Source organism: Gemella haemolysans (assembly GCF_028308085.1).
GTDB classification, from domain to species: Bacteria; Bacillota; Bacilli; order Staphylococcales; family Gemellaceae; genus Gemella; species Gemella haemolysans_D.
This window is the reverse complement of the sequence record NZ_JAQMFS010000021.1, coordinates 16,309-28,871: the sequence shown is the minus strand read 5'-3', so window position 1 is coordinate 28,871 and position 12,563 is coordinate 16,309. Positions and strand designations below refer to the sequence as shown.

The following is a 12,563-nucleotide window of genomic DNA, read 5'->3' as shown; positions in this document are numbered from 1 at the left end:
CCTTTTATATGTTATTTTGTATTTTAACAACAGCAGCAGCCGTTTCCACAGCAACCGCCATCTTCATCATCATAAATTTCAATCATATTTGGATTGTGTAGTGTAAACTCACTACCATATTCATCTTGAACGTAATCTATTTCAAGACCTTTCAAAAGAAGCTCATCTTCTTCATTAACAAGAACTTTAAGATCTCCAAAGTTAAGAACTTTATCACCGTCTTCTAATTCGTCCTTAATATCAATAGCGTAATGCATTTGTGTCCCTTCTAAAGCGATAGAAATTTTCAAGTAACTATCACGTTTATCAGCATCAAATAACATTTCTTGGAATTTACCAACCGCTACATCTGTTATCAAAATTAATTGATTATCTGTATTAGCCATAAAATGTTTCCCTCTTTATTTTTTATTTTCTATTTAATATTATAACCGTTTTTCTAATAAAATAACAGTATATTGCTTATATTTTATAAAATAATTTGTGAATATTTTATGAATTTTTTAAAAACGTTTAAATTTGCATGATATTGTTTTATTAGTATTGTTACTTATACTATTCTAAAGGCTTCTATTAATATTAATCTCTAATCTTTATAACATTAAGATGATTTACATCTGTAGACATTTTTAAAAAATTATTTTGATTTAACTTCATACTTAAATATTTATTTTTTCGTTTATTTTCTTTTTAATTTTAGTATATAGTCTATCTATAAAGGATTCTTCTACATCCTATTTAATAAAACTTTATCTTTATTTAATATTTATATGTAAACTGTTTTAAATTACTTGCAATATCAAATATTTATGTCTTCTTACTTTATTGACTTTTCTTTTACCGAACAGTATAATATTTTATAGAGAGGTGGATTCGTTTTGAATAAAGAGTATTATGAAACTGTTGATAAAATTAAATTTGAGTTAGAAAAAATACGCCCTAAACTTATTAAAGATGGTGGAAATATAGAATTTATTAATTTTAAAAATGGAATTTTAAAAATTAGATTTTTAGGTGAATGTGCACATTGCGAACTATCACACATTACATTAAAATATGCAATTGAAAAAACAATTGTTGAAAAAATACCAGAAGTTAATAAAGTAATAGAAGTGAAATTGAGCGTTGTTTAGACGTTCTTTTTTTATTTTCATTAACTATAAAAATAAAAAAAGAGTAGATTTTCATCTACTCTAAGTGACGTCCCAGAAGGGATTCGAACCCCTGACCGACGGCTTAGAAGGCCGTTGCTCTATCCTGCTGAGCTACTGAGACATATTTAATAATTACCTCTCTCTGAAGTACTTTAATAGTATATCAATTTTTCAATATTATGTCAATACTTTTTTCGATATAAATATAAATATTTTTTATAATTGTGATTTTCTAAGAATATTACGTGGTATAAGCATAATTAAAAATATATCAAAAATATAAGAAAAAATATCGCTACTCTTTCGTTACATTTATAGAAAAAGGAAAGCCGAAGTGTCTCAAACGGCTTTCCTATAAACTTTTTAAAAATTATCTTCTTAATCCTAGAGCTTTAATTAATTCACGGTATCTTTGGATATCTTTTTTAATTAAGTAGTCTAGTAAGTGACGACGACGGAAAACTTTTTTTAGTAATCCACGACGACCTGCGTGATCTTTTTTGTGAGTGTTTAAGTGCTCAGTTAAAGCATCTATTTCTGCAGTTAATACTGCGATTTGTACTTCTGGAGAACCAGTATCTGATTCATGAGTACGGAATTTAGCGATAATTTCTTGTTTTCTTTCTTGACTAATTGCTGCCATTGCAATTTCCTCCATATAATTATATTTTTGCGACCTTAATCCTAGTGTAGAACCTGGAGGGTTTCTATACCACGAATAAGGAACATAAGTAATTGTACACTATTTTTTGTAATAATTCAAGTGATAACATCTAAAATCAATATATAAATATGATTTTAATAATCTTTTTCTTCACAAGTTTTTTTGTCTAATTTTAGCTGTTCTCTCAAGTGATTAAAACTCTCAAATTTTTGTTCTTTTCTTAAAAATTCATAGAAGAAAATTTCTATTTTTTCATCATAAATATCTTTATCAAAATCTAAGATATGTGTTTCAATAAATTTCTTATTTTTTCCAGATGAAACTGTTGGATTATAACCTATATTAGTAATTGATTTATAAATCTCACCATGAACTTTTATTTTCGTAATATAAACCCCGTTAGTTTCTGGTAAAAGATACTTTTCTGATAATTGAAGGTTGGCAGTTGGAAAATTAATAGTTCTTCCTAGCTGTCTTCCCTTTACTACAAGACCAGAAATTGAATAATATCTTCCTGAATATTCTCTATACTTTTTGAACTCTCCATCTCGAACAAATTTCTTTAGTACTGTCGTAGATATTTTTTCTCCTTCAATCATTTGCTCTTCTTGAACATTAATATCTATTCCATTTTCACTTATTAAATCTGGTGTCCCCAATCCTTTATTTCCAAATCTGTAATCGAATCCGCAAAATACCTTATCTACATTTAACTCTTTTAAAATAAATTCTATAAAATCTTCTGCAGATAAATTTTGTAATTTTTCATTAAATTCTAAATAATAAACTTCATCAACACCTAAACTCTCTAATAACTCATTTTTTTTATTTATTGGTGTCAATAACTCCTCACTCGTTTTTCCAAAATATTCTTTTGGGCTCTTATCAAGCGTTATAACAATCGACTTATAATCTCCAATAGCTGCACCTACTGCTCCGCAGATAATCTTCTGATGAGCATTATGAATACCATCAAAAAAACCTAAAGCAGCTACTCTTCTCACATTATCTTTTTTTATTTCACTAATATCTGAAATATTAAATATTTCCATCTTCATCTACCTACTCTATTATTTTTGGAAATGTAGTTTTTACAGATAACAATTCATCATCTTTATCTTTCAAATGATATATTGCTATCGCTTCATTTTCATAAGTAAAAACTATTCCATCTGTAAAATCATGATCCGGAAATTGATTTCTTCTAAATCTCAAACCGTTCATTACTTGTTTTGCTCTAAATTTTGGTATTTCTACAAATTTGTATTCTTCTAGAGCATATTCTTTCCTTAGAAGTTTTTCTTCTAAGGTTTCATCTTTTAGATGTTGTTCTACCTCAGAGAGCGTTAAACAATTATCTAATGTTATTTCACCACTTCTAGTTCTAGTTAATTTACTCATGGTACTTGGTAAATTTAGTTTTTCACCTATACTAGTAGCAATTGTTCTGACATAGGTTCCTTTTCCACAATTTATATCTATAGAAAAATAAAACTTATCATCTTTATAATATTCACTATTTTCTATAAATGAAATGTTATAAATATTTACTTTCCTAGTTGGAATTTCTACATCAAATTGGCCACGTCTAGCATACTCATATAATTTTCTACCATTGACTTTAATAGCTGAATATATAGGTGGCTTTTGCTCTATTTCACCAATCATAGATTTAAGAATTTCTTTAATTTTATCTACGCTAATGTCAGTAACTTTACATTCTTCAACAACTTCTCCCGTAAGATCTTCAGTCGTAGTTTTAATTCCCAAACATACTTCTGCTCTATAACTTTTACCTAAATCCATTGCATAATCACTAACTTTAGTCGCTCCTCCTAATAAGAGAAGCAACACTCCATCTACCTCAGGATCTAATGTACCAGAATGACCTATTTTTTTCATTTGAAGAATTCTTCTAGCTCTGAATACAACATCATGACTAGTAATTCCACGTTCTTTATAAATTGGTAAAATACCTTCAAACATTATTTTTTATCCTCTTTTTTCAAACAATCTGGGCATAAACCATAAACCTCAAATTTATGACCATCTATTCGATAGCCTTTCAATTCTTCAATTTCTAAATCATCACATACGTGTACATGTATTATTTTTGCTTTTCCACATTTTAAGCATATATGATGGTGATGGTGATGATCTGTTTCCAAACACCCAATTTTAAAATATTTTTCCCCTTTAATTTCTGTAGTTTCCAAAATACCTATTTCTTCATAAGTACTTAGATTTCTATAAATAGTATCAAAACTTAGTCCAGGATACATTTTACCTACTGTTTCAGATACATATTTTGCATTAATATATCTATCTTCTTTTACTAAAAGTTCAACCATAGCTTTTCTTTTATCAGTATATTTATACCCTTTTTCCTTTAGAAGTTTCATTATTCTATCAACTTTTTCTTCTGATATTTTCATAAGTACCTCCTACATAGTCTATTTTTTAAAGTCCACAAACGTCTTGTTTCTTAACATTTCAATTTCATCTTTATAAGGTGCAATGTCTTTCTTTTCTCCATACCAAGGAGTCTCTAAAATTTTAGGAATATTTGCAAATTCATCTAAATGAACAATTCTATTTATCGTATCGAATCCAATTCCACCGTATCCGATATTTTCATGACGATCTTTATGTGCACCTAATGTATTTTTACTATCATTAATATGAAGCACTTGAATCCTATCTAATCCCACTATTTTATCAAATTCAGTAAGAACACCATCTAAATCATTAACAATATCGTATCCACCTTCAAATACATGACAAGTATCAAAAGTTACTGTTAATTTTTCGTTTAAAGTAACTCCATCAATAATTTGTGCAATTTCATCAAAAGTTCTTCCACATTCACTACCTTTACCAGCCATAACTTCCAAGGCAATATTAGGTTTCATATCTTTTGTTAGCACCTCGTTTAAACCTTTAACGATACTTGCTATCCCAACATCAGCACCTGCTTTGACGTGTGATCCTGGGTGAAGAACAATATTCTTAGCACCAATTTTTTCAGTTCTTTCAATTTCTAATCTTAAGAAATCAACTGCAAGCTGATAGATTTCTGGTTTTACTGTATTTGCTAAATTAATAATATAAGGTGCATGCACTACTATATCACTAATATTTTTTTCTTTCATTAATTTATGCGCTTCTTCGATTCTCAATTCTTCAATAGGTTTTCTTCTTGTATTTTGAGGAGCACCTGTATAAATCATAAATGTATCACTATTATAACTAGCCGCTTCTTTTACAGAGCCTAGCATCATTTCTTTTCCTGACATTGATACATGAGATCCAATTTTCAAGTTCTTCATTACTTACCTCTGTTTGCTTTGTTACTACGTTTAGCAAATTTTCTTCTTTCTTTTTGTTTAAGTTTATCCATTTTATATTTATATTTTTTCTTATAACCTGGTTTAACTTTTTTAGAAACTTTTACTTTTGATTTCAGTTTCTCAGTTAAGTTATGGTCAGCTACGACTTTCTTTCTACTTTGACGTTTGTTTCTGTCTTTAGCTTCAACAAACTCACCATTTCTAATATCTTGGTGATTAAATTCAATACCACGTTTTTCTAAATCTTGTAATTTTTCTTCATCTTTATTATTATAAATTGTAATACAGTCACCGCTTAATCCAGCACGCCCTGTACGCCCTGCTCTGTGGATAAAGAAGTCTAAGTCATTAGGAATATTGTAGTTAATTACATGACTTACTCCTTCAATATCAATCCCACGACTCATTAAATCACTAGCTACAACATAGGTGAAATCTAGATTATTAATTCTTCTTTGCATTTGCTTACGTTCACGTGGTGTTAAATCTCCGTGAAGTACTCCTACATTTAATCCTTTAGAAATTAAATAGCTACTTACTTCCTCTACCTCAGTTTTCTTATTAGCAAAGATAAGAGCTAAATAAGGATTAATAACTGTAGTGATTTCATGTAATTTTTCTAATCGAGATGAACTCTTTTCTGGTATTAAAATATATTCAATTTTACCGAATTTAGCGTTATCAACTTCGATATATTGAGCATTTTTTAAATATTTCTTCAAGAAGTGATTCATTTGAGTTGGAATAGTTGCTGAGAATACTAGAAATTGACAGTTTTCTGCTGCTCTTTTAGAAATTTTATCAACATCTTCCATGAATCCTAAATCGATCATCATATCACATTCATCGATTACAAGACTTTCTACTTCTTTAATTGCTAAAGCACTCGCTCTATCTAACTCTAATACACGTGTTGGTGTACCAATAATAATATGTGGCGCATTAGATACTCTCTCTATATCTCTATTTAAATCTTGACCACCAATACATAATGTTATTTTAATATCTTCTTCAGAAAAACTAGCAATATGTAATGCCATATCATATAGTTGTCTTGACAGTTCTCTAGTTGGAGCTAAAATAATACTTTGTGTTTTTTTCTTAGCTACATCTAATTTGCTAAAAATTGGTAGTAAGAAAGAATGACTTTTTCCACTTCCTGTTTGTGATTTAGCTACTATGTTTTTTCCTTTTAAAACTGGTGAAAATACTCTCTCTTGAATTTTTGTAGGATTATCAAACCCTAAATCTATTACTGCCTTATTTACAAATTCATTAAATTTATATTGTTCAAATGACTTTGGTAACATTTAAAATCTCCTTTATGATTTTTCTATCTAAATATATGGGAGTTTTCCCCATCTTCAATTTCACACATGAAATGATTGAAAATAACTTTTTATATTTCACGTTATAATAAACCACCCTTTATTATACTATAAATACATAGATTTAGCTATAAAAAACACCGTATTATTGCCTATTATTCGTTTTCTATATATATTTTCCTCCTGAAAATAAAAAAGTAATTCAGAAAATATTTTACAATCTTCTGAACTACTTAATAATATTATTTTACTATCTCAATTCCTGAGCTTGTTCCTAACCTTTCAGCTCCTAAATCAACATATTTTTGAGCAGTTTCTTTATCTCTAACTCCACCACTCGCCTTAACTTTAGCATTATCTCCGACTACAGATTTCATTAATTTTACATCTTCATAAGTTGCACCACCAGTTCCAAATCCTGTTGATGTTTTTACAAAATCAGCTTTGGCAACTAGTGACAATTCACAAGCTTTAACTTTTTCTTCATCAGTTAAATAACATGTTTCGATAATAACTTTCAAGACATTATTACCAATCGCTTCTTTAATTAGTCGAATTTCATTCTCTACGTAATCAAACTCACCATCTTTTAATTTTGCAACATTAATAACCATATCTATTTCACTTGCACCGTTTTCGATTGCTTCTTTTGCTTCAAAAACTTTTGATGTTGTTGTCATTGCTCCTAATGGAAATCCAACAACTGCCGCTACTTTAACATCAGTACCTTGTAAAAGATGTTTAGCATCCGCAACGTAACAACCATTAACACAAACACTATAAAATTCATGTTCAATAGCTTCTTCACATAACTTTTGGACATCGGCACTACTTGCCGTAGCTTTTAAAATTGTATGATCAATATATTTATTTAATCCCATTTTTTTACCTCTATTCTATTATTTCTAATATATTTTTAATATTTTCTATTTTTTCATTTCCGATAACATAAGCATCTAATAACATATTTTTACTAGATTCTACATTCTTATCATCATTGTAATAAATTTCAGCGATAAGATCACCTTTTTCTACCTTATCTCCTACTTTTTTCTTAAGCTCTATTCCTACAGCATGATCTACTTCATCTTCTTTTGTCGCACGACCTGCTCCTATTACCATAGCTGCTTTACCTACTTCTTCGGCTTTAATTTTAGTAACATATCCATCTTCATGCGCAAATACTTCTAATACTGATTTCGGTGTTGGTAATAACTCATAATTATTCACGACTTCACCGTCTCCACCACTAAGTTCTATAAACTGTTTTAATAAGTCTAACGCACTACCATTATTAATAACTTCATCTATTTTTTCACTAGCTTCTTCGAATGTCTTCACTTCGCCTTTATGTTTTAACGCTAAATAAACAATTTCATATACAACTTCCTTAAGATCACTTGACCAATTTCCTTTTAAAGCCTCTATACCTTCAATTATTTCATTAGCATTACCAATATTATAACCTAATGGTTCTTCCATGTTAGTTAGTACTGCTATCGTTTTTCTTCCAACACTATTACCGATTTCTACCATTCGACGTGACAGTTCCCTAGCATCTTCAATAGTTTTCATGAAGGCACCATCACCAACTTTAACATCAAGAATAATTAAATCTGATTGAATAGCTAATTTTTTACTCATAATACTACTAGCGATTAATGGAATACTATCAACTGTTGCAGTAACATCACGTAAGGCATATATTTTTTTATCTAATGGAACAATATTATCACTATACCCCATTAATCCAACTCCAGTTTTACTAGCAACTTCTACTAATTCCTCTTTTGTTGTACTAAATTTAAAGTTTCTAATAGACTCAAATTTATCTATTGTCCCTCCTGTATGACCTAGACCTTTACCTGAAAGTTTAGTTGTAGCCATTCCTACAGCTGATAGAATTGGTCCTAATACAACTGTTACTTTGTCTCCAACACCTCCAGTAGAGTGTTTATCAACTAAATAGTGGTCTAAATCATCAAAGAAAATAGTATCCCCCGAATCTCTCATTGTTAATGTAAAGTTTGTAAGCTCATCTTTAGTCATATTATTAAAATATACCGACATTAAAAATGAACTCATCTGATAATCCGGAACTTTACCCGAAAGATATCCGTCCAGTAAAAACTCTATTTCAGCTTTAGTTAGCTCATTATTTTTTTTCTTTTTATCTATGATATCAACAACTCTCATAGCTAATCTCCTTATTTATTGATTTAATTAAAATAAACTTTACAGTATTAGTTAATTCGTCTAGAAATCATTACAATAAAAATTTGTCATACCATACTTTTCATTTTCTATATATATGTTATTAGAGATTTCTAATATCTGCAAACTTTTCTTATCTTTCAATATTTTATATAATTCTTTTTGATCTTTTTTACTATATACTATTTTATCACGAATCAAATACATTTTGTAGCCTAATAATATTAATGTATAATTTTTGTACTTAAACAACATACAAAATAATAGATAAAAGATAAATACAAGTATAGCTATTTTAAAAATTAATTGTACTTTTTGATTTATAATTAAGAATGTAATAATTATCATCAAAACTAAATAATAGTAATCTATTCCTCTTTGTTTAAAGATTTCTTTCTTGCTGCAAACGAATATATTTGTAGGTTTACTACCATTTTGAATTATTAGAGAGAATATAGAAATTATTATTAATATTGTAGTTAATAAAAGATCGTCCAAATCTTGTTTTACAAAGGTATAAATAAGTAAAACAAAATAAAGAGGCATAAATGAATAGATACAATAACTAATATAGTTAAATGATTTTTTCATCTTATACCTCCTATTTATTATCTTTTACTCTTCGGTTTAGACAGAATCTCTGAAAAAATTATATCATTAACAACTTTTTCTTTATCAAAAGTTAAAGAATTTGAAAATATTTCTTTTTCTCTATCTACTATAACTCTTTGTTTTTTCTCAAAAGATTTACGAGTTAGAGTTTGCTGATTTATTACGGGATTTTCTTTTTGCTGTTGACTTTTAGACGTGGTATTTTTTACCTTTGTCTTCCTTTTCTTAGCTTTCTTACCAGGATTTTCTTTAGTTTTATTATTTTCTCTTACTTTATCAATAATAAATGAAACTAATAGAAAGATTAACGGGATATATAAACTACTCATCTTCCCCTCCTAGAATTCTTATTAAGATACTCGTTAGCAATCAATCCACGAACTATATTTTCTTGTGTAAACTCTAATTTTTTTGAATTATCTTGAACAACATTAGTATTATCGAAATTTCTTTGCATTGAAAATTTATTTTTACCTCTATTATAATTTTCATTATAATATTGTTGATATTTATTTATAGAGGGACTATCTACTTGTTGTTCATAAATATCTTCTTCATACACTTGCTGATCACTTAATGAACTTTGTCTATTTCTTAAAGCATTAGAGTCTTTATCAGCAGCTTCTTTAATTCTTTTCATCTCTTCGACAGCTTTTAAAGCCTGTGCTCGAGCATTGTCTAATTCCATTTGTTTTGAATTATCTAAATTTTTTCTGTATCTTTTACTGTCAGAAGCAAAAACAATTATGAAAATAGCAAAAATTATGATAAATGTTATTGGTGCTGCGAAAATTAAAAATGACATTTCACATCCTCCTTTTTATCTAATTATTTACCCGCTCCTGTTTCAGGTTGTGACATACGTTTAATTGAATCTCTCATACCTGTATCAGCTTCTAGATTTTTATAATTCATATAATCCATAATACCTAGATTACCTTGTTGGAAAGCTTTAGCCATAGCAAGTGGTAGTTCTGCTTCTGCTTCTACTACTTTTGCACGCATCTCTTGAATTCTAGCTTTCATTTCCTGTTCAGCTGCAACTGCCATCGCACGACGTTGTTCGGCTTTAGCTTGTGCAATGTTTTTGTCAGCAATAGCTTGCTCGGTTTGTAAGTTTGCTCCGATATTTTGACCGATATCAACATCCAAAATATCAATCGATAAGATTTCAAATGCAGTACCTGCATCTAAACCTTTGTCTAAGATTGTTTTAGAAATACGATCAGGATTTTCTAAAACTACAGTGTGTGACTCTGAAGAACCGATTGTTGAAACGATACCTTCACCTACACGGGCGATAACTGTTTCTTCTCCAGCTCCCCCTACTAAACGTTCAATGTTTGCACGAACAGTGATTCTAGCTTTCGCTTTAACTTCGATACCGTTAATTGCAACCCCAGCGATATATGGAGTTTCAATAACTTTCGGATTAACACTCATTTGAACTGCTTGAAGAACATCACGTCCTGCTAAGTCAATAGCTGCACAACGTTCAAAAGTTAAACTTACAATATTAGCTCTGTGAGCTGCAATTAGAGCATTAATTACTCTATCCACATTCCCCCCTGCTAAATAGTGACTTTCCAATTGATTAATAGTAACAGCTAACCCTGCTTTGTGAGCTTTAATCATTGGATTTATTACTCTACTTGGTATAACACGTCTTAATCTCATACCAACAAGTGTGAAGATACTTACCTTAACGCCTGCGGCAATCGCACTAATCCAAAGACCAAGTGGAAAGAAAGTAAAGAATATCGATAGTACAATAAGTACTACTATGACGATAATACCTGAGAAAATTAATTCTGGCATAATACTACCTCCTTAAAATATTTATATTTTTTTAACTACTATACGCATTCCTTCAACACGTATAATTTCAATTTCATTACCTTTTTCTATAAAGTCTCCATCAGTAACTACATCCAATTTTTCATCGCCAAATACAGCGACTCCTGCCGGACGTAAATCTGTATATGCTCGAAGTTTCTTACCTATAAGTTCTAATCTACTTTCACTTGCTACATAGCCATCTTCTGTTGAGATAGCATCAGTTAATACAAGTCTATCTAGAAAAACCAACTTTTTATGAAAAATACTCCTATTTACATAATACAGCATAACTGCAAGTATTAGAGAAACTATTAAGATAAATGCAATATAATATGTTGATTTATTTACATAAATTATTGCATATACTACGGTAATGATACCTACAGTGCCCACTATTCCTCCTGGGACAAACATTTCAAGTCCTATTAAACAAAGTCCACCAATGAATAGCAATAGAACAAAAATACTAAGTCCTGAAGAATAGGAATGTAAGGCAATGTATGTCGCTAAACTGACTATTGACAATATTCCAAATAGATTAAATTTTCTTGAGAATAATTGCTGACAGAAAGTTAATGACATAGTAATTAAAAGAATCCAATCGAGAGACATCATTAAATTCATATGTAATCACCTCATTTTTGTATATTCTTTTTCAAGATAATCTAACAATTCCTCTCTCGTAAATATATTACCATGACCAGGAACAGCATATTCAAAATCAAGAATTGTTATTCTATCTATATAATCACGGAGCTTCTGCTTATTATATGCCATCGGTTTAGTATAATAGTTTTTAGCATGACTATCTCCTAAAAACAATAGTTTTTCCTCTGGAATATAAATTAAAAATGCATCATTAGAATGTGAGTTATCATTATATATACAATTTATTTTAACTCCACCAAGATTCAAATTGAAATCAGCCATTTTTGGCATATCTGGTATTCTAATTTTTATTTCATTATTTTCATAAACTCTTTTTATTACATCCGCACTATATTTTATTTCAGTTCCATCTTTTACCCTTTGGTAAAGACTCTCATCATCCCACTTAAGTTGCGATAACTCAATTAAAGAGTCTCTAGCTCTATCTGTAGAGATTACTGGAATATCTAGATAGGCCGCTCCAAAGCTATGATCCCAGTGATGATGGGTCAATATTACATAACTTGGCATCGGCAGGTCATTTTCCTTTAATTCCTTTAGAAAATTCTCAACTTGTGTAGGTCCATTTCCAGAATCTAACATTACAGAAAAATATTCACCTTTTAAATAACCAAGTGTCGGTTCTAAATACATATATCGTTGTTTTGTATAATAAAATCTATCTGAAAATTTAATTAGCATCCTTTTTACTTCCTTTTGATTATAGTTACATTATAGCATACCTAATAACTAT

General features: G+C 29.3%; 16 protein-coding genes and 1 tRNA gene. 1 reads left to right on the top strand and 16 read right to left on the bottom strand.

What is annotated here, in order from left to right; all coding sequences use genetic code 11:
* Window positions 1-23 precede the first annotated feature (23 nt).
* Window positions 24-386, bottom strand: coding sequence for a HesB/IscA family protein (locus PNO30_RS01395; RefSeq protein WP_271965750.1), 363 nt, complete (start codon window positions 384-386; stop codon window positions 24-26).
* A 492-nt stretch (window positions 387-878) separates the two neighbouring features.
* Between PNO30_RS01395 and PNO30_RS01390 the strand changes: the two genes are divergently transcribed.
* Window positions 879-1,133, top strand: a complete 255-nt coding sequence (locus PNO30_RS01390) for a NifU family protein (protein ID WP_271986879.1) — start codon at window positions 879-881, stop codon at window positions 1,131-1,133.
* 68 nt (window positions 1,134-1,201) lie between these two features.
* Here PNO30_RS01390 and PNO30_RS01385 read toward each other — a convergent pair.
* The 15 genes from PNO30_RS01385 to PNO30_RS01315 all read right to left on the bottom strand — a co-directional run bounded on the left by PNO30_RS01385 (window position 1,202) and on the right by PNO30_RS01315 (window position 12,511).
* Window positions 1,202-1,275, bottom strand: a tRNA-Arg gene (locus PNO30_RS01385).
* 249 nt (window positions 1,276-1,524) lie between these two features.
* Window positions 1,525-1,797 (bottom strand): 30S ribosomal protein S15, encoded by a 273-nt coding sequence (rpsO, locus tag PNO30_RS01380; protein ID WP_003146386.1) that lies wholly within the window; start codon window positions 1,795-1,797, stop codon window positions 1,525-1,527.
* A gap of 155 nt (window positions 1,798-1,952) precedes the next feature.
* Window positions 1,953-2,870 (bottom strand): bifunctional riboflavin kinase/FAD synthetase, encoded by a 918-nt coding sequence (locus PNO30_RS01375; RefSeq protein WP_271986878.1) that lies wholly within the window; start codon window positions 2,868-2,870, stop codon window positions 1,953-1,955.
* Window positions 2,871-2,880: 10 nt separating this feature from the next.
* Window positions 2,881-3,804, bottom strand: coding sequence for a tRNA pseudouridine(55) synthase TruB (truB, locus tag PNO30_RS01370; protein WP_271965748.1), 924 nt, complete (start codon window positions 3,802-3,804; stop codon window positions 2,881-2,883).
* Window positions 3,804-4,253, bottom strand: a complete 450-nt coding sequence (locus PNO30_RS01365) for a Fur family transcriptional regulator (RefSeq protein WP_204644273.1) — start codon at window positions 4,251-4,253, stop codon at window positions 3,804-3,806. Before PNO30_RS01365 ends, truB begins: the two co-directional genes overlap by 1 nt.
* A gap of 18 nt (window positions 4,254-4,271) precedes the next feature.
* Window positions 4,272-5,147: a deoxyribonuclease IV gene (locus tag PNO30_RS01360; RefSeq protein ID WP_271965747.1), complete on the bottom strand. Its 876-nt coding sequence runs from the start codon at window positions 5,145-5,147 to the stop codon at window positions 4,272-4,274.
* Window positions 5,147-6,478, bottom strand: coding sequence for a DEAD/DEAH box helicase (locus PNO30_RS01355; protein WP_048803064.1), 1,332 nt, complete (start codon window positions 6,476-6,478; stop codon window positions 5,147-5,149). The genes PNO30_RS01360 and PNO30_RS01355 overlap by 1 nt, the downstream gene beginning before the upstream one ends.
* Window positions 6,479-6,738: 260 nt before the next feature.
* The gene (deoC, locus tag PNO30_RS01350; RefSeq protein WP_271965091.1) at window positions 6,739-7,377 is read right to left on the bottom strand and encodes a deoxyribose-phosphate aldolase; all 639 of its coding nucleotides are present in this window, start codon (window positions 7,375-7,377) and stop codon (window positions 6,739-6,741) included.
* A gap of 10 nt (window positions 7,378-7,387) precedes the next feature.
* The gene (locus PNO30_RS01345; protein ID WP_271965089.1) at window positions 7,388-8,692 is read right to left on the bottom strand and encodes a thymidine phosphorylase; all 1,305 of its coding nucleotides are present in this window, start codon (window positions 8,690-8,692) and stop codon (window positions 7,388-7,390) included.
* Window positions 8,693-8,752: 60 nt separating this feature from the next.
* The gene (locus PNO30_RS01340; RefSeq protein ID WP_271986877.1) at window positions 8,753-9,301 is read right to left on the bottom strand and encodes a hypothetical protein; all 549 of its coding nucleotides are present in this window, start codon (window positions 9,299-9,301) and stop codon (window positions 8,753-8,755) included.
* Between the two features lie 17 nt (window positions 9,302-9,318).
* A complete protein-coding gene (locus tag PNO30_RS01335) occupies window positions 9,319-9,651 on the bottom strand; it encodes a hypothetical protein (protein WP_271965086.1) in 333 nt (110 codons plus the stop codon).
* Complete coding sequence (locus PNO30_RS01330) at window positions 9,648-10,127, bottom strand: crotonobetainyl-CoA--carnitine CoA-transferase (RefSeq protein ID WP_271986876.1); 480 nt, start codon at window positions 10,125-10,127, stop codon at window positions 9,648-9,650. Before PNO30_RS01330 ends, PNO30_RS01335 begins: the two co-directional genes overlap by 4 nt.
* Before the next feature lie 23 nt (window positions 10,128-10,150).
* Window positions 10,151-11,140 carry a flotillin-like protein FloA gene (gene floA / locus PNO30_RS01325; RefSeq protein WP_271986875.1) on the bottom strand — a complete coding sequence of 330 codons (990 nt, stop codon included), beginning with the start codon at window positions 11,138-11,140 and terminating at the stop codon, window positions 10,151-10,153.
* Window positions 11,141-11,161: 21 nt separating this feature from the next.
* Complete coding sequence (locus tag PNO30_RS01320) at window positions 11,162-11,785, bottom strand: NfeD family protein (protein ID WP_271986874.1); 624 nt, start codon at window positions 11,783-11,785, stop codon at window positions 11,162-11,164.
* 6 nt (window positions 11,786-11,791) lie between these two features.
* Window positions 11,792-12,511: an MBL fold metallo-hydrolase gene (locus PNO30_RS01315; protein WP_204644283.1), complete on the bottom strand. Its 720-nt coding sequence runs from the start codon at window positions 12,509-12,511 to the stop codon at window positions 11,792-11,794.
* Window positions 12,512-12,563 lie beyond the last annotated feature (52 nt).